The organism is Streptococcus parasanguinis (genome assembly GCF_016648925.1).
GTDB lineage: Bacteria > Bacillota > Bacilli > Lactobacillales > Streptococcaceae > Streptococcus.
Genome location: NZ_JACLQX010000010.1, coordinates 61,403 through 79,692 on the forward strand (window position 1 = coordinate 61,403; position 18,290 = coordinate 79,692).

Here is an 18,290-nt window from a genome sequence, read left to right on the forward strand (position 1 = left end):
TATTAACCCATGATCTCTGATAATTTAACTTTTCGGTCCTCATTAATGGAACGAGTACAAGCATCAGCAGACGCAATTGCTTCTAGCGCCGCTTCTCCGGTTAATAGTTTTTCAAATTCTTTTGATACAGGAGCACCATTCATTATGTCATGAAGATATTTCATTTCTTTATCAATAACAGAAGATAGCCATAATGGAGTTCGTTTCCCTGGTTTACCATAAGCAATGGCACCATCCATCTCAGTGCTATGATAAATTCTTGTGCGGTCATCATCCTCTTCCTGAGATTCATGAATTAAGAAATAAGTTTTTTTTCCGTCTACTTTTAGAGTACCTTTACAATTAAATAGGTCTAATTTTATAGCACCCTTTGTTCCCTGAATCAAGACATAGTGTTCTCCCCAACGATAGGCAGAGCCCCATTCAAGCAAGGCAAATCGCTTACCAGGAAATTCCATATTGACAAAAATCATGTCATCTTCATCACCAAAGTTTTCTCCTTGGTGAGCTACATTTCCACCTGTCATCGTAACTGTTTCAGGAATACCTCCCATTAAAAATTGAACGCAATCCAACTCATGGATATGGTGGTAAAGATGGCCTCCTGATTTTTCACGAATTTTTTTCCATGAAATGGATGGTTGTTGTTCTTCCCAGCCATTTCTAGCTGTATGACAGTATAAAACGTCCCCAATAACCCCTTGATTGATCAATTCTTTAGCATGATGGACACCATTAAAGAAATTCATAATGTGACCAGCCATGAAAATCACACCATTTTCTTTACATGTTTCTACCATCTCTTTACAATCTTCATATGATAAAGCAATTGGTTTTTCACAGAATACATTTTTTCCATTCTGAGCAGCTTTAATAACAGGTTCTTTATGCAGATTATTAGGCGAGGCAACGATCACACAGTCTACATCATCACTTTGAACCAATTCATCTAGTGACGAAGCCACTCGTGCTCCTAATTCTTCTGCTACAGCTTCTGCATTTTCCGGATCATACACCACTGTAATTACTGCACCGTCATTTTTTTTCATATATCTTGCTAATTCAGCACCAAAGTATCCTGTGCCGACAACACCATAATTTACAACCATTGTTTTTCTCCTATTTCTATTTTTACTATTTTACGGATCCTTCAGAAAGACCACTTGCGATTTTATTTTGGATAATTGAGAAGAAGATAATTGAAGGCAATACCACAATTACGGATGCCGCCATCATATCTCCCCAATCCAGTATTTCCGAGCCATTTAATGAACGCAAAGCCACCGCAACAGTCATTTTACTTGTATCGTTGATCAAGATCAATGCATAAAGAAATTCATTCCAGGCATTGATAAAGGTATAGATCGCTGTAGCAACAATTCCTGGCGCTACAATTGGTAATACCACTTTATAGAAGGTAACAAATTTATTCGCACCATCTATTTTTGCTGCTTCCTCAATTCCAATTGGAACTGTTTGGAAGAACCCTACTAACAACCACACCGCATAAGGAACACTAAATGAAAGATAAACAATCATTAAACCAATTAAACTATTGGTCAATCCAACTTTTGCAATGGCAATTGAATAAGGAATTGCCAACAAAATCGGAGGGAAGATATAGGTAATTACCAGCAATCGGGACATAATCGCCCCTAATTTTGGAAAGAATCGAACAATACCATAAGCAGCCATTGCAGAAATGATAATAGCGATAACTGTTGTCGTTAATGCGATTAACAGGCTATTTTTTATATTGTTTATAAAATGTAGATCATTAATGACATGCGTAAAATAATCTAGAGTAAACTGTTTAGGCCAAAATCTTGTTGGAAATTGGGTTAATTCACCTTTGCCTTTTACAGAAGATAGGAGGATCCAAACTAAAGGAAAAATTGCAATAATAGTTGAAATAACTAAAATAACATGGGATCCAATATCAAGGAGTACATTTGTTCTTCTCTTCATCATTTTCTACCCTCCTTCTCCCATTTACTGATAACTCCAAAGTAAATGAAACATACTGCCAATAAGAAAATAAATAGCAAGACTGTTACCGCTGAGGCACGCCCAAGAAGTTTTGTTCCCCAACCGAGATTATATGCAAATATTGGCAATGTTGTTGTTGCGTTTGAAGGGCCACCACCAGTAATCAGATAAATAATATCAAAGTTATTAAAGATCCATACTGTTCTCAGTACAACAAGTAATCCGACTACTACTTTAATATGAGGTAAAATTACAAATCGAAAAACTTGCCAACTGGAAGCTCCGTCTATCCTAGCGGCTTCAAACTGTTCTTCCGGAACCGTTTGTAAGGCAGATAGAACATTGACCATGATCATAGGGGCACCAAACCAAATATTAATAAACACTAAACAGATGAAAGCCCACGTACTTTCTGTCAAAAATCCAGGGACGTGATTCATCAGTCCTAATTTCACAATCAAGTTAGGTAGATAACCATATACTCCATTTAAGATCCATTGCCAAGAAAAGGCAATGACAATAGTTGGGAACGCCCAAGGAACAATCAACAATGTCCTATATAACTTCTTAAAGCGTCTTACTCTATGCAATGCAAGTGCTAATACAAAACCAACAAGCACTTGTCCCAAAAGAGAAAAGACTGTCCACTTAAGGGAATTAAAGAAGGCATTGTAGAAATTAGGGTCCGATAAAACTGCTTTATAGTTTGCCAATCCTACAAATTTATACCTTGGCATGATCAAATGTTTGTTTGTAAAGCTAAAATAGATGCTGGAGAAAAATGGATAAACAAATAATAGTCCAACAATGATAATAGCAGGTAATACAAACACCCATCGAGTCAAATTTCTATTTTTGACCATATGCTTATTCCTCTCTAAAAACAGAGGCCACATAATTGTAGCCTCTGCTATCATTATTTAACATCAACTGCTACAGTTTCAAATAAATCATTCAATTGTTTTTCTGCATCCTTAGCAGCCTCCATTGGATCTTTACCATTTGTAATAATATCTTGGAACATTTGTTCAATGATATGTTGGTTTGTTAACATTCCAGCTTGAACACTTGGACCATTTTCATATCCAATAGCTGTACCTTTTTCTGCTGCTTTTGTAATAACTTCTTCTGCATGTTGGAATTTCTTACGGATGTCATTATCTTTATAGGCTGGATCATCGCTAATTCCTTTGATGGCAGGCAACATTCCAACAGGAGTTGAATCCAAGAAACGAATGTAGTCTTTCTTTTCATACAAAGATTCTAAGAATGCCTTCGCTACTTCTGGATGTTTTGAATTCTTCCAAACTACCAATGGAATATTAGAAGTTTCAATACCATAATCTTTATCTGATTCTTTTACTTTTGGAATCGGATAAGCATCAATCGCATCAATTAGTTGAGGACTATTTGCTTGGATACCACCAATATGGAATCCTGAGTTAAAGTCAAAGGCTGTCTTTCCTTGATAGAACAAAGTAGCTTGTTGCAAGACATTAAAGTTCAATGAATCTTTAGGAGAAAATTCCTTGTACATTTTCACCCAATATTTAATTCCATCTTGAGCCAATTTGCTTGTCAAGTTAGCTTTCAAATCTTTTGTCAACAGACTTCCACCACCGCTTCGTACGTAGAAATTCAAGAAGCGTGTCCCCATCAAATCATTTGTCCCAAAAGGAACAGACAATCCATAAACTCCATTTTCTTTTAATTTTTTAGAAGCTTCATACAACTGGTCCCATGTTTTTGGAACTTCAATATTATATTGTTTCAATAAATCAGTGCGAACCCACATGACCTGAGCATGTGAATACAAAGGAACGGAATAAAAATTGCCATCAACCTTCGCTTCATCTAATGCTGTTTTATTAAATTTATCTTCTCCGATTTTCTTAACAGAATCATTCAATGGAACTAAAGCATCTGAATTGACCATTTCCATAACTTGGTTTGGTAATGCTGTACTAATATCTGGAACATTGCCATTCGCTAAACCTGTTGTCCATTTTGTATAAAAGTCATTCCACGAGAAGGTTTCAATTTTAATTTTAACTTTTGGATGCTTCTTCATGAACTCATCAGCTGATTTTTGAATACTTTCTAACCGAGGTCCCTGAGTAAATGAGTGCCACATTACAATTTCACCAGATAATTCTCCAGATTTATTACTTCCTTCTGCATCATTTTTTGAAGATGAACATGCAGTGACAAACAATGCGAATAACGCGAGAACCAAAGCGAAAAGAATTTTCTTACTATTTTTCATTGTTTTCCTCTTTCTATTTTTAATACAAAATATGTAATCAGTGCTTTGAAGCCTTAACTTCTCCGAAAAAACTAACTATATCGCTTATCTCCTCCATTTTCTATTTGACATATCTAATCAATCGCAATTTTGAATAGATACTTTCTGACTATTTCTTCCTGACCTGAATAGCCATTTGGTTGGTGAGGTTCACCAGGGAAGAAGACTGCAAAATTATGATAGCCCAAATGAAGTGGATAGAATTTCTCACAATGAACAAAGCCAATATCACTTGCTTCATCAAATGGAATAGCTTCATCTAGGATACGGGAACCGTAGCTAGAAAATTCATGTCCTTCAACTAATAAATGAAGGTCGGCATAACGGCGATGATGTTCAAAGCGATCATTTTCATCTTTGTTAAGGGTGTTTTCTTGGACAACGAGAAAGACCTTGTCACCGTCGATATCATATCTCCCTAGCTCAAAAGAATCTTTCCGGTGTTCATAGAGAAAATCAATCGCTTGATCCAGATTAGGATGAATCCCTTTGTACAATTTTATGTTTATTAAATCATCAAATATCATCTATTTCTCCTTTTACACTAGATTTATGTTGCAGAAAGTTAAGCAAATATGACTTCCTTCTTGAAATCTTCATCGTTATCCTTCACTGAAACATTCTCATTAAATGAATTCGACTACTCTCTATTCGGTCTCCTCCTCCTTCAATCTACTGTTTTGTTTTCTCATTTTAAGGCTGCGACGAAGCGCTCTGTAATCTCTTTTGGTCGGGTAATGGCACCACCTACAACGATACCGCGAACCCCGAGATCATGGATTTTCTTGGCCTGATCCGGATAGTGGATCTTGCCTTCTGCGATGACATCTACTCCTGCTTGGCAGAGACGATGAACCAGTTCAAAATCTGGACCATCAACCTTTGGACTGTAGTCTGTATAGCCCGAAAGGGTTGTTCCGACAAAGTCCACTCCCGCTTCGACAGCTGTCAATCCTTCTTCCAGAGTCGAAATATCAGCCATCAAGAGTTGGTCTGGATATTTCTCTTTGACTTGATGGATAAAGTCACTCATCGAAAGCCCATCATGACGCGGACGTTTGGTACAATCAAGCGCAATGACCGCGATATCCAAAGCTGCCAACTCATCGACTTCTTTCATGGTAGCCGTGATAAAGGGTTCTTCAGGTGGGTAATCGCGTTTGATAATCCCAATGATCGGTAACTTGGTCACTTCCTTTATTTCCTTGATATCCCGGACACTATTGGCTCGGATCCCGACAGCTCCACCCTGCTCAGCCGCTTTGACCAAGAGAGGAATGACTCCTCCTGCTTCTGTATAGAGCGGTTCATGAGGGAGGGCTTGACAAGAAACAATGATGCCGTCTTTGATTTGTTCAATCAGTTCATCTTTTGTAATCTTTGACATAACTCCTTCTCCTTTGATAATAAGGCAACTCGAGTACTTGTAAATTGATTATAATCTATTTTTAAAGCGCTTACAATATTAATCGTGCAATTGGATTATAGTTTCACATTTTAGGGGAAAATAAAAAGATCTCTGAAACTAGTTTCAGAGATCTAGGACATGGTGATTCCTTAGGCCATCTTTTGAGTCGCTTTTTCCTTTACGACAAATACAAATCCGATAGAGCCGACAACGGCTCCAAGCAAGATCCAATAGACCATATCCGATGAAGCCATTGGGCCTGCCAAGAGACCTGCTAATAAAAAGAGATCGATATACAGTCGGGTATCCCGATAAAAGGTCCAATTGAAATGGTAGCTACCTTCTGGATACTGACGCGTCGATACAGGCGGTTGAAAGACCTGCAGCAAGATCAAAATCCCAACAAAAGCAAGATAAGCTAGGCTAACTACCGAAAGCGGAGCCCGCATCGTCAACGCCACAGCCGCTAAAAGCAAGACCAAGATCCAGAAATGGAAGTCCATCCAGAATTCACGATGATAACAAAACCGTTTCATAAGATCACACCTTTCTCTTTATGTAATCGTTTTTTGTACTTCTATTATAAGACAACAAATTTATTTTGCAAGGAATCATTGGCTTTTGGGGGTTGAAAATAGGACCAGAATATCTCTGGTCCGTCTAAAAAAACTATGAACAAATATTAGTTGCCACTTCATTCACTGATATCATTTTCGATAATCACCTTGAGAGCATGGTTTTCACCCGCATGTTTAAAGACATCATAGGCTTTTTCAACTTCTGAGAGTTTGAAGTGGTGGGTGATGAGCTTAGTCGCATCGATCTTGCCTGATTTCAAGACATTGAGTAACATTTCAGTAGTATTGGCATTGACAAGACCGGTGTTGAGGGTAATGTTCTTGATCCACAAATCATCCAAATTGAAGCTAACCGGTTTTCCGTGGACACCGACATTAGCGATGTGTCCACCGACAGAGATGACGTTTTGGCAGACATCAAAGGTAGCAGGATAGCCCACACATTCCATGGAGATATCGACACCACGACCTTCGGTCACTTCATTGATAAAGGCCTTGATTTCAGCGATATCGCTGGAGCAGATGGTGTGAGTTGCCCCAAATTTCTTAGCTGCTTCAAGACGAGATTCAGACAAGTCCACCATGATAATCGTAGCTGGTGAGAAGAATTGAACGGTCAAAAGTGCTGCAAGACCGATCGGACCAGCTCCAACGATACAGACATTATCACCTGGTTTTACATGAGATGGGAGGACCCCAATTTCATAAGAGGTTGGGAGAATATCTGAGAGCATGACCAAGGCTTCGTCATCCACAGTTTCAGGCGCATGATAAAGACTTCCATCCGCATGTGGAATGTGGACATACTCTGCTTGGGTTCCGTTGATCAAGTGACCTAAAATCCAACCACCATCTTCACAGTGAGAAGGCAAACTACGTTTACAGTAGTAGCAGGTATTACAAGCTGTGACACAAGAGATGATAACCTTGTCGCCCACCTTGAAGTTATTCACTGCATCGCCGACTTCTTCTACGATCCCGATTCCTTCGTGGCCTAAAATTGTGCCTTCCTTACAAGCTGGCACATCTCCTCCTAGGATGTGAAGGTCTGTCCCACAGATGGTTGTCTTCAAGACTCGCACAATGGCATCCGTTGGATTTTTGATCACTGGCTTTGGTTGATCCAGCAGTTGCAGATTGCCTGCAGATACATAAGTTGCAGCTTTCATAAGCGACTCCTCTTTTGTTGGTTTGATAAAACCATTTTATTTTCGTTTCTTTGTGAATATTATAACATACTAAGTAAGCGCTTGCAAGAATTTATGAGCACATTTTTAAAAGTTTTTTGAGCAAACAAAAACATTCCTCTTATCTCTACCAGAGGAATGTTTCAATCACCTTGTTCTAATTGTTGACGCTGCTTATAGTACTCTTGCTGCTCGCGCTCGCGCTCTTCTTCTAAACGCTCTTCATAGCGCTTGAGTTCTGCCTCAAACTCTTCTTGCAAGGCAAATAAACGCTCCAAGCCACTTTGGGCCTCCGCACTTGGCGCTTGAAAATGAAGGGCACTCAGCCAGTCCACTAAATTTTCTGTATGTTGACGGACATCCATACGCATATCCGCATAATCCCACTCCAACTCGCTAAGCTTTTGATTGAAGCGGTAATGTCGATCTTCTAGTTGTTCTAATTCACTATTTCCTGAATGGTACATCACATACCTCCTTTAATCGGACTCAATAAAATCGGCTTCTTCACTGCTTTCAGTGCTGTCTCTACCGCGTCCGCTGCTCCTCCTGTAAATCCATCTTTCAAATCACTAACCAGAGTCGTTGTAGCAAAAGAGCGCATCTTTTCGGATTGACCGCCCAAGGTTACCTGCAAACTCATCCCTTCCAACATCATCAAGGCTTTTTGCGTTGCAATCAAACTTCTGATCGCAATCCGCTCTTGCTCCTTTTTAATCTCTCGATGGAGCTCCTCAATTCGTTCTCTGTCCTCTCCCAGGATCTCTAACATCTTTTTCTCCTACTTATGAAAAATCAAAGGCCGTCGCTTGTCCCTTGTCCAAGTCCACCAATTGAGCTGATGCTGCCTCCAACTGACCTGCCAAATCTGACAAGCGAGTGGAATAGGCCTTTGCTTGGGCGAGGTTTTCCGCCTCTACCGCTTGGTCCCAACAAGCATCCATGGAGAACTCTCCTAATAGTTGCTCCACTTCTGCATCTGTTAAAAATTGGGCCATGCTGTGGGCCATTTGAGACACCTCAGCGACCTTATGGGAAACCGTCTCCTTAGCCTCTTCCAGTTTATCCTTGACTTCTGCCTCAAAGGCAGTTGCTTTCGCTGAAGCATTCTGCGCTACCGCCAGCACCAATTCCTCCCGCAATTGAATGGTCTGAGTCCCAGACGCGCCTGCCAGTTGCTGATGGAGGCTAGAAATACTTGGCCTTTCCTGCCCATACATGGAGACCACCGAAGCAGATGATGGCTGATTTTCTGAAGTGGAAGTTTCCCGATCTCGTTGGGGCATTTCAATAATTTTCTGTGCCTGATCTTGTCTTCCTTGCACGTCACCTTCTAACTCCATTTGAGATGGCCTCCTTTCTTGGATTTGTTTTTTCATTTCCTATAACTGAAAAAGGATCATAACCCTTCAGCTACAGGCAGATTCATACACTATAGGGTAACATAAAATAGCTCGGAATGCTATAAAAATAACACAATTTTTGAAAAAAAGTCTAATTTTTTATGAAAAAACGAGTTTTGGACCCAAATAGCAAAAATCCCCCACTCTTTCGAGCGAGGGATAGCTGATAAACATCAGTTGTTCGTTGGCGTCTTATTTACGACGTCCTGGACGTTCCTTGTAACCATAGTAAGCATCTTCGATGATTTCTTGCATATGGTCTACCATTGGGAGACGTGGGTTGGCTGGTGAACATTGATCTTCGTAAGCAAGGAAGGCCAATTCACGAGAATGTTTCTTCCATTCTTTTTCATCGATGCCTTGTGCTTTGAAGTTCATTTCGATACCACAGCGTTCACCGAGTTCGTATACAGCTTTTGCGTAAGCTTCAACAGCTTCTTCTGGAGTAGAGCATGGAAGTCCTAGCATACGAGCGATATCTTGGTATTTTTCATCTGCACGGTAGTAGTTGTACTTAGGCCATGTAGCTGTCTTGGCTGGGCGTGTACCGTTGTAGCGGATAACGTATGGAAGCAAGATGGCATTGGTCCGTCCGTGGATGGTGTGGAATTGCGCACCGATCTTGTGGGCCATTGAGTGAGAAATACCGAGGAAGGCATTGGCGAAGGCCATACCTGCGATGGTTGACGCATTGTGCATCTTTTCGCGTGAATGGAAGTCCGCATTCTTGACTGAGCTTTCCAAGTTTTCAAAGACAAGTTTAATAGCTTGAAGAGCAAGACCATCTGTGAAGTCGCTAGCCATTTGTGATACATAAGCTTCTGTCGCGTGCGTCAAGACGTCCATACCAGTGTCTGCTGCAACAGATCCAGGAACTGTCAATACCAAGGCAGGGTCTACGATGGCTACTGTTGGAGTCAATGAGTAGTCTGCGATTGGGTATTTACGGTTGTTTGCTTTATCAGAGATAACGGCAAATGGAGTTACTTCAGATCCTGTACCAGATGTTGTTGGGATCGCAATAAATTTGGTCTTCTTACCAAGCAATGGGAACTTGAAGGCACGTTTACGGATATCCATGAATTTTTGAACCAAGTCACGGAAGTCCACTTCTGGTTGTTCGTAGAAGAGCCACATAACTTTGGCCGCATCCATTGGTGATCCACCACCGAGAGCAATGATCGTATCTGGTTTGAAGGCACGCATGATCTCTGTACCACGTTCAACAGTTGTGATATCTGGATCTGGTTCTACGTCTGCAAAGATTTGGTAAACCACCTTGTTGCGACGAAGGTCAAGCTGTTCGATGATACGATCAAGGAAACCAAGCTCTACCATAGCGTGGTCTGTAACGATCATGACACGTTCAACGTCACGACATTTTTGTAGGTATTCAATTGAATCACGTTCAAAGTATGTTTTTGAAGGAAGTTTCATCCATTGCATGTTATTTCTCCGGCGTCCGACTTTTTTGATATTCAAGAGGTTGATGGCACTAACGTTGTCCCCAACAGAGTTGCGTCCGTAAGAACCACATCCAAGTGTTAATGATGGCAAGAAGGCATTGTAAACATCCCCGATACCACCGAAAGTCGAAGGAGAGTTGCAAATCACACGAATGGCTTTGACTGCTTTACCAAATTCTTTGGTCAATTCTTCATCAGCAGTATGGATGGCTGCTGAGTGACCAAGACCGTTGAATTCAACCATTTGGCGAGCTTTGTTAATTCCGTCTTCACGGCTTTCAGATTTCAAAACAGCGATGACTGGTGACAATTTTTCACGAGTCAACGGTTCTTTTTCACCAACTTCTTTACATTCTGCCGCAAGGATATTGGTTCCTTCTGGTACAGTGAAGCCAGCTTGTTCAGCGATCCATGCTGCTGGTTTCCCAACGATGTCCGCATTCAATTTCGCACCCGCGCAGTTCTTGCTGTTGGCTTTTACGCCGAAGCAGAACTCTTCAAGAAGGGCTTTTTCTTTTTTGTTAACAAAGTAAGTGTGGTAAGATTTGAATTCTTCAACAAACTCATCGTAGATTTCTTTATCGATGATGACCGCTTGTTCAGACGCACAGACCATACCATTGTCAAATGATTTAGACATGACGATATCGTGTGCTGCTTGGCGGATGTTAGCTGATTTTTCAACATAAGCAGGTACGTTTCCGGCACCTACCCCAAGAGCTGGTTTTCCACAAGAATAAGCAGCTTTTACCATGGCGTTACCACCGGTCGCAAGGATGGTCGCAACTCCTTCATGGTTCATAAGGGCACTGGTTGCTTCCATAGAAGGTTGGGTAATCCATTGCACACAGTTTTCAGGTGCTCCAGCTGCAATTGCTGCATCACGTACGATTCGTGCCGCATGAGCAGATGATTCTTGAGCAGATGGGTGGAAGGCAAAGACGATAGGGTTCCGTGTCTTCAAGGAAATCAATGCTTTAAAGATTGCTGTTGAAGTAGGGTTGGTTGTAGGAGTGATCCCGCAGACAACTCCGACTGGCTCTGCAATCAGCGTTAAACCAGTGACGTCATCTTCTGAAATGACACCAACTGTCTTGGTGTGACGCATGTTGTTCACAACGTGTTCACAAGCGAATAAGTTTTTTGTTGCCTTGTCTTCAAAGACCCCACGACCAGTTTCTTCATAAGCATGAAGAGCAAGCTCACCGTGTGCGTCAAGAGCAGCTACAGATGCTTTCGCTACAATGTAGTCCACTTGCTCCTGGTTCAATTTGCGCATTTCTTCAAGCGCCACCAGCGCTTTTTGCACCAACTCGTCTACGTGTTTTTCAGCAGCGAGTTTCTTTTCTTCAGGTGAGAGAGTTTTTTTATCAGCCATTTGATGCTTTCCTCCAATGTTTGAAACCCTTATCCTTTTCTAGAACTTTTTCCTGTTTTCGGAAATTTTCAAGAATAGTGTAAGAAATTTCGATTTGTTAATTAATTCACAATATAATTGTACTCTATTTTGAGATTTTTGTAAACACTTCCAAGCAACTTTCACAAAGAATTTTTTGAAGTTTGTGAAACCTTTATCAATCCTATTGCTGTTAAAGCAATTATTTAGCAAAATTGTGAAAAAATAATTAAAAAATTTTTTTCTTCACAAAGTGATATTTTCAATTGATTTTTGTAAGCGTTTTCTTAATCTTACTAAAAAAAGCAGCTTTTTACAAGTAAAAAGTTGCTTTTTGTTTTATTTTGTTAGGATTTGTTTTGTTTCAGTTTCAGAGAAGCATTTTTACTTCTTGACTGGACCTTTTTCTGCCTTATCAAGGGCTTCTTTGACTGTTTGAGCATAGAGTTCTCCACCATTGGTTTCCATATTGAAGTGAACAGAGTCTGTTCCCACCCAAATGTTTGGATTTTCAATTGCTACTTGGTACCAGTCCGCAATGGTGATAAAGTCGTATTTCTTAGCCAGTTCCAACTCATAAAGACGCGTTTGAACCGATTCACTGGACTGATCGTTGGCATATCGACCATCATATGGTGTCACAAGGATCAAGCGACGGCCTTTTGGAAGTTTCTCAACATACTGATCCAGCAATTCTTTATAGTTGCTTACAGTATTGGTTCCTAGGGCAATGACCACATTTTTTAGGAGAACTTTATTGGAGATATCGGTTTCAAAGACCTTCATTCCATTTTCCAACTGACGACTCACCACTGCATCGATCTGGATGCCCGGGATCGCTTTAGTCAGGTAGTCCTGCGCTCGCAAGTTAACCGAATCACCGATCATGGTCACACCATTTGAGACGTTATAGTCTGTTGCAGTTGCATTATCCACTTGCGTCCGTGTGACCTGCATTTTGCTGTCTGCTTGATTGAGACCACTCACTACCAAACTCTCATCAAAAGCTCCGACGGTTGGTGCAAAGGCAGAGATTCCAATCATCAAGAGAGCCAGAGGAATCATGAGGTAAAAGATCGGTTTGGTCAAAAAACTGAGATCCATCTTCATACCAAAGACCCGAGGCTCCTTGCCTGCAATGGTTGGCTCCAAAATATAGAAAGATAGAGCCGTTAGAATCAAGGAAACGATCGTCGTCACAAGGGCTGCCATCATATTTCCCAAGTGTTGAGAGAAGATGATAAAGAAAGGCCAGTGGAAAAGGTAGACACCATAACTAGTATCTGCCAAGAAATTGAGGATGGCTGGTTCTTTTTTATCTGGCGTCTTTTCATGGAGAATGCGGGCCGACAGAATCATGGCACAAGCTGCGATTGTCGCTGCTAAAAAGCCAAATAGATAGGTCCACAAGCTATCAAATGGCAAGAAAAGACTGAGCACAAACAAGAAGGCAAAGCTTCCACCCAAGACCGATAAGGTCTTTTTCATGCTCCAAGACTGCACCAGCTTAGTAAAGTTAGGGCTGACATTGGCAATCCCTGTCACCGTTGCTAGACATGATCCCGCAAAGAAGGGGAAGATGTGAGTGAAGCTAGAAAAATAGATGGTAGAGAAATTGGCTGTCAGAAAGGCACGGATGAACATGGACAAGAAGGTGAAGAGAAAGAGCCCGCTGGATGCCAGGAAGAGCATGCCTCGGTACTTTCCAACCGTCTTAGCCCGCTTAGCCAAGAACCATGCCAAAAGTGCCCAGAGCACATAGTAATGCACTTCTAGGGCCAAACTCCAGGTATGAAGGAAGAGATGCGGAATAAAGTTACTTTCGTAACTACCACCCGTTGCCATCTCAAAGAAATTGGTCACAAAACCGAAGACCGCCGCAATCTGAGTCCCAATACCAGCCACGTAGTCCCGTTGGACCATAAAGGTAAAGGGCATCACGACCAAGACCATAAAGACAAGGGGTGGTACGATCCGGTAAAAGCGCCGTTTCAAGAATGCCAGGTAGTCGATTCCTTGCTTGCGCGCAAATTCATCGATCAAGAGCGCTGTAATCAAAAATCCTGAGAAGGTGAAGAAAATATCTACCCCAATGAAGCCTCCAGGAAAGGCTTTTTGGAAGAAATGGTAAAGCAATACCAATAAGAGTCCTGTAACACGGACTAGTGAAAACCATTTAATGCGCATTTTGATAAATCCCCTGCTTGAATGTTCCTTTGTATACGACGTTGGCTTCTGTGGTTAAGGTGCCTTTGCCCTCCGGCTGGCCGTTAACAAACTGCCCTTCATAGGTCCAACCATCCTTGGACTTAAACTTACCATAGCCGCTAAAAGAGCCGTTGACGAGGTTACCTGTATAGGTATCCCCATTTTTAAAGGTGACGGTTCCCTTGCCATTCATCTTGCCACGGACCAAACTTCCGTCGTAACGGATCGCCCCCTTATCCAAGGTCAAGACGCCCTGACCTGGAATGGCTGAAAGGAAAACCAGCAAAGCAGATAGAACAATCACGACTAATGCTGCTATTTCTAAATTTTTTCGCGTCAGATAGACCTTATAAGTCTCATAAAATTCTTTCATATTCATTCTCTCACATATCAAACTCTTAAGAAGTTGCTAGCTGATCTAACCAAGCCTTACAGCCACTCAGGACTCTGGAATAGGTCTCCTCAAAATCACCGGTATACCACGGATCTGGCACACTTTCAGAAGCAAAAAGATGAATCTTGTGTTCTGTTCCTGCAGGAGCCATTCGCTTTAGATCTGCTACATTGTTTTCGTCCATCCCTAGGATCAAATCAAAGTTGTAAAAATCCTCTTCCTTGATCTGTAAGGATGTCTTGGCTGGATCATACGGGACTTGGTGTTGTTGAAAGATTTTCTGGGTTCCCTGATGGATGGGATTGCCATGTTCCCAGCTCGAGGTGGCCCGACTTTCAATCTCATACTGATCCGTCAAGTCCTTCATGACAAACTCCGCCATGGGGCTCCGACAAATATTTCCTAAGCAGACAAAGACGATTTTTTTCATGATTCCACCTAACTCCTTGTTCGGACTGCCCAACCTAGCTGAGCTCTTGGCTTTCCACTATGGAAAACCAGCATACTATTACCATTATAACAAAAATGTGACAGAAAGATGACAAAGTGGCTCCATCATTTTAAAGAAAAATCAGATTCCTTTTTCAAATCTGATCTGTTTCTCTATTTTGGAAAACGAACCTCTAATGGAGGCCATTTACTCTGCCAATCCTTCTTTTTCATCCGCTCTGTATAAACCGCCAAACGCTCGGGACTGGCTAAAAAATGCGGAGTCGGCTGAACGATGAAGTCTTCGATATCCTTTGTCCCATAAGGGAGAAAGAGCTCTAGCTGACCATCTTTCCTTAAGCGAACTGCAAGTGCCGTACACTGCTCGGGGTATTTGGAAACCGCATCACAGGCACTGCGATAAGGAGCCGTCCCAGGACTATGCTGGTGCATATAGACTTGATTCTTCACTTCCCAAGCGTACTGGGGATAGGTCTTCTTTAATTCCTGCTCGATCTGCAGAGTCTCCTCATAACTGATCGCAGGGTCATAAAAGACCAGATCCATATCGGTTGTCGCGTCAAACCCTGGTTTTCCAGAGAGCTGGTTCCAGATGAAATTGCGCACTGCACCCGCTGCTAACCAGGCATCTGCCAAGTTGAGATCCCGAATAATAGCCAAGACTTTCATCATCTCCGGATCCGCTTTGATCTGTTCTACTAATGTTTCTTCCGTCAGCATCTTCTTCTAGTCTCCATTGTAGGGATAACCCAGGTGTTCATAAGCCTTGCGGGTCGCCACGCGCCCTGTCCGAGTCCGCATGATAAAGCCTTTTTGAATCAAGTAAGGCTCATACATATCTTCTACGGTCTCCCTCTCTTCGGCAATATTGACCGATAGAGTCCCAAGCCCGACCGGGCCACCGCCGTACATTTCAATCATGGTGCGCAGGATCTTTTGATCGACATAGTCCAGTCCTTCATGGTCCACATCTAGCATAGAGAGGGCCTTGTCGGTAATGGTATCGTCAATCAAGCCATCGCCCATGATCTGGGCAAAATCGCGCACCCGTTTGAGCAAGCGGTTGGCAATCCGAGGAGTCCCACGACTACGAAGAGAAAGCTCTTCGGCAGCTTCGTGGGTAATCTCCATCTCAAAGATCTCGGCGGTCCGCTCGACAATCTCTGTCAAATCATCTTGTTCATAGTATTCCATGTGCCCCGTAATTCCAAAGCGAGCACGCAAGGGATTGGACAGCATACCCGCTCGAGTCGTCGCCCCAATCAGAGTGAAAGGAGGAAGGTCCAGATGGACACTCCGGCTGCTCTCCCCAGCGCCAATCATAATGTCGATGTAAAAATCTTCCATGGCGCTGTAAAGCACTTCTTCGACTGACATAGGAAGACGGTGGATCTCATCGATAAAGAGGACATCCCCCGGTTCTAGATCATTGAGGATAGCTACCAAGTCACCGGCCTTTTCAATGACAGGACCAGAAGTCTGCTTGAGATTGACGCCCAGTTCATTAGCGATGACAAAGGCCATGGTGGTTTTCCCAAGCCCCGGAGGGCCAAAAAGAAGGACATGATCCAGCGCCTCATCCCGAAGCTTAGCCGCCTCAATAAAGATTTTCAGCTGGTCCTTGACCTTATCTTGACCGATATATTCATGTAAATATTGCGGGCGCAACGTCCGTTCAACGGCCTCTTCATCGCCCATGATTTCATTGTCTAAAATTCTACTCATACAGTCTATTATAGCAAAAAATGATACCTTCGGTACCATAAATAGAATGTGTTTTTTAAAGATCCTGGTTCTCACTAGCGTTCGTTAGAATAAGTTGAATAGTTGCCCTCATCGCCAACCTTTCTTTTTATTATACAGTCCCTTCTTCTTCATCTATCGCTCACCATTTCACTTTATAATTATTTCCTTTAATGATAAAATTAAAGCAACAACGTTTAGGAGGTAAATTTATGTTTACTAAAACAAAGAAGATCCTTTTCGGTTTCTTGGCATTCTTTGCAGTGCTCCTTATTGCAGGATGTCAGTCTTCTCCATCGCAGTCTTCTAAAACAAATAAGTCTTCTCAAACAGATAAATCTCCTCAAACAATCAAAGCACCACAAGATCTTACAAAGTATCAACAAGGAACTTGGAAATGGACTGACCAACAAATGACCATTCAAAAAGTATTCCTAGCTTCTAATATCAAAAAACTTGCCGCTGTACTAATGCTTGATGACTTCGATAAGGTTAAGATGACGATGACCATTAAAGATAAAACCGTTGAATTGAAGTACCATTTTGATTACAGAAAACTGTATGAGGATCAAGCATTTGCAACAGGAGAGAACAAAGCGAATTATGAATCGTATTTAAAAAATAAAACTGCTGAATTTAAGAATTATATTCCAAATTTGAAACATACAAAGATTACTCTTGACGAACCTAATTATGCCTATGATTACTCTCTAACTGGAGAAATCGATACACAGAAACATACTATTACGTTCCCTGAAACACCTACATTTTTAAGTAGAATTGTTATGGGAACCACGTATAATTCACTTGTACCAATTACTTATACTTACACCGTTGAAGGTAACCAACTAACACTTTATGCTGAAGGTAAAGATGAACAAAGTCATTTTAGAGTAATACGTCTTCGTTTCAATTACGTAGAAGACAATCATTAGAAGGAGTGATCAATCATGAACAATATGAAAAAAAGTTCCCTATGGATGTTTTCCCTTCTTGCTCTTCTATTGGTATCAGGATGTGGGCAACAGAAACAACAGCAACAGAAACAACAAACAACCGCTGAGACTACAACAGTTGCAGAAACTACCACAGTAGCACCTACCCCAGTCTCACTCGAAGGAGACTGGAAAGCTGTAGATTTTAGAGATACAGTGGAACGTACTTTCTTAATTTATTATGATGATGCTAATAGTCGATTAAAGGTTACTGAAGCCTTCCAAGATATCGTTCCGACTCTAAAAATTACAGGAACAGATGTAACTTATTCTTATAGTGCCGATATGAATAAGTATATTGATTTTTATGCTGAACAGAATAAAGATAAATACCCTACAAAAGAAGAAGCTACTGCCATCCTTCTAGGCGTAAGAGAAAAGAAATTTGAAAGCTTTAAACATCAAACTGGAACGTTTGATAACAATACAAAAGTGTTAACTGCAACGTTAAATGATGGGGTTTTAAACGAGAAAGCAAAAACGATCGTATTCCCTGAAGTTCCAAACATCTTTGGAGTTCTACCTCTTTATATTAATTCTACAGACGTACCAATTACTTATCACTACGAATTGAATGGTGATATCCTTACAATGTATGCTGAGAAAACGTACGATGAAACTGGTGCTCATCTTGTTTATCCAATGAAATTCAAGAAAGTTTCAGATCCTAAAACTAATTAAATAACTCACTGAGAGTGAGACAGAAATCGGTAATTCGTTAGAATTCGATTTCGTCGTCCCACCTCCGCACAGTTGAGTAGGGCTGTA

At 41.4% G+C, this 18,290-nt stretch carries 19 protein-coding genes; 2 read left to right on the forward strand and 17 right to left on the reverse strand.

What is annotated here, in order from left to right:
* Positions 1 to 2: 2 nt before the first annotated feature.
* The 17 genes from H7T97_RS05230 to ruvB form a co-directional block, all read right to left on the reverse strand.
* On the reverse strand, positions 3 to 1,109 hold the full coding sequence (locus H7T97_RS05230) for a Gfo/Idh/MocA family protein (RefSeq protein ID WP_201089627.1): 1,107 nt from the start codon (positions 1,107 to 1,109) through the stop codon (positions 3 to 5).
* A gap of 25 nt (positions 1,110 to 1,134) precedes the next feature.
* Entirely contained in the window at positions 1,135 to 1,968 is an 834-nt protein-coding gene (locus tag H7T97_RS05235) for a carbohydrate ABC transporter permease (protein WP_201089639.1), read from the reverse strand.
* Positions 1,968 to 2,852, reverse strand: a complete 885-nt coding sequence (locus tag H7T97_RS05240; protein WP_006595263.1) for a carbohydrate ABC transporter permease — start codon at positions 2,850 to 2,852, stop codon at positions 1,968 to 1,970. Before H7T97_RS05240 ends, H7T97_RS05235 begins: the two co-directional genes overlap by 1 nt.
* A gap of 53 nt (positions 2,853 to 2,905) precedes the next feature.
* Positions 2,906 to 4,255, reverse strand: coding sequence for an ABC transporter substrate-binding protein (locus H7T97_RS05245; RefSeq protein ID WP_045760114.1), 1,350 nt, complete (start codon positions 4,253 to 4,255; stop codon positions 2,906 to 2,908).
* A gap of 113 nt (positions 4,256 to 4,368) precedes the next feature.
* On the reverse strand, positions 4,369 to 4,821 hold the full coding sequence (locus H7T97_RS05250; protein WP_045760113.1) for a NanQ anomerase/TabA/YiaL family protein: 453 nt from the start codon (positions 4,819 to 4,821) through the stop codon (positions 4,369 to 4,371).
* A gap of 161 nt (positions 4,822 to 4,982) precedes the next feature.
* The gene (locus H7T97_RS05255; protein ID WP_201089629.1) at positions 4,983 to 5,681 is read right to left on the reverse strand and encodes an N-acetylmannosamine-6-phosphate 2-epimerase; all 699 of its coding nucleotides are present in this window, start codon (positions 5,679 to 5,681) and stop codon (positions 4,983 to 4,985) included.
* A gap of 170 nt (positions 5,682 to 5,851) precedes the next feature.
* Entirely contained in the window at positions 5,852 to 6,238 is a 387-nt protein-coding gene (locus H7T97_RS05260; protein WP_031572794.1) for a hypothetical protein, read from the reverse strand.
* 158 nt (positions 6,239 to 6,396) lie between these two features.
* Complete coding sequence (locus H7T97_RS05265) at positions 6,397 to 7,449, reverse strand: zinc-dependent alcohol dehydrogenase family protein (protein WP_003015314.1); 1,053 nt, start codon at positions 7,447 to 7,449, stop codon at positions 6,397 to 6,399.
* A gap of 161 nt (positions 7,450 to 7,610) precedes the next feature.
* Positions 7,611 to 7,934, reverse strand: coding sequence for a hypothetical protein (locus tag H7T97_RS05270; RefSeq protein WP_003009394.1), 324 nt, complete (start codon positions 7,932 to 7,934; stop codon positions 7,611 to 7,613).
* Positions 7,934 to 8,239: a hypothetical protein gene (locus H7T97_RS05275; protein ID WP_049472664.1), complete on the reverse strand. Its 306-nt coding sequence runs from the start codon at positions 8,237 to 8,239 to the stop codon at positions 7,934 to 7,936. The genes H7T97_RS05270 and H7T97_RS05275 overlap by 1 nt, the downstream gene beginning before the upstream one ends.
* A 13-nt stretch (positions 8,240 to 8,252) precedes the next feature.
* The gene (locus H7T97_RS05280; RefSeq protein ID WP_201089631.1) at positions 8,253 to 8,810 is read right to left on the reverse strand and encodes a hypothetical protein; all 558 of its coding nucleotides are present in this window, start codon (positions 8,808 to 8,810) and stop codon (positions 8,253 to 8,255) included.
* A gap of 252 nt (positions 8,811 to 9,062) precedes the next feature.
* Complete coding sequence (adhE, locus tag H7T97_RS05285) at positions 9,063 to 11,714, reverse strand: bifunctional acetaldehyde-CoA/alcohol dehydrogenase (protein ID WP_070464599.1); 2,652 nt, start codon at positions 11,712 to 11,714, stop codon at positions 9,063 to 9,065.
* Positions 11,715 to 12,116: 402 nt separating this feature from the next.
* Entirely contained in the window at positions 12,117 to 13,919 is a 1,803-nt protein-coding gene (locus tag H7T97_RS05290) for an acyltransferase family protein (RefSeq protein WP_023920066.1), read from the reverse strand.
* Complete coding sequence (locus H7T97_RS05295; RefSeq protein ID WP_031572807.1) at positions 13,909 to 14,313, reverse strand: MORN repeat-containing protein; 405 nt, start codon at positions 14,311 to 14,313, stop codon at positions 13,909 to 13,911. The genes H7T97_RS05290 and H7T97_RS05295 overlap by 11 nt, the downstream gene beginning before the upstream one ends.
* Before the next feature lie 25 nt (positions 14,314 to 14,338).
* The gene (locus H7T97_RS05300) at positions 14,339 to 14,764 is read right to left on the reverse strand and encodes a low molecular weight protein-tyrosine-phosphatase (protein ID WP_118096327.1); all 426 of its coding nucleotides are present in this window, start codon (positions 14,762 to 14,764) and stop codon (positions 14,339 to 14,341) included.
* A 173-nt stretch (positions 14,765 to 14,937) separates the two neighbouring features.
* The gene (locus H7T97_RS05305) at positions 14,938 to 15,504 is read right to left on the reverse strand and encodes a nucleotidyltransferase family protein (protein ID WP_201089633.1); all 567 of its coding nucleotides are present in this window, start codon (positions 15,502 to 15,504) and stop codon (positions 14,938 to 14,940) included.
* 6 nt (positions 15,505 to 15,510) lie between these two features.
* Positions 15,511 to 16,509 (reverse strand): Holliday junction branch migration DNA helicase RuvB, encoded by a 999-nt coding sequence (gene ruvB / locus H7T97_RS05310; protein ID WP_021154208.1) that lies wholly within the window; start codon positions 16,507 to 16,509, stop codon positions 15,511 to 15,513.
* A 230-nt stretch (positions 16,510 to 16,739) separates the two neighbouring features.
* Here ruvB and H7T97_RS05315 point away from each other — a divergent pair, with 230 nt between their 5' ends.
* Positions 16,740 to 17,462, forward strand: a complete 723-nt coding sequence (locus H7T97_RS05315) for a hypothetical protein (protein ID WP_260314068.1) — start codon at positions 16,740 to 16,742, stop codon at positions 17,460 to 17,462.
* Positions 17,463 to 17,477: 15 nt separating this feature from the next.
* Positions 17,478 to 18,203 (forward strand): hypothetical protein, encoded by a 726-nt coding sequence (locus H7T97_RS05320; protein ID WP_201089637.1) that lies wholly within the window; start codon positions 17,478 to 17,480, stop codon positions 18,201 to 18,203.
* The last annotated feature ends 87 nt before the right edge of the window (positions 18,204 to 18,290 follow it).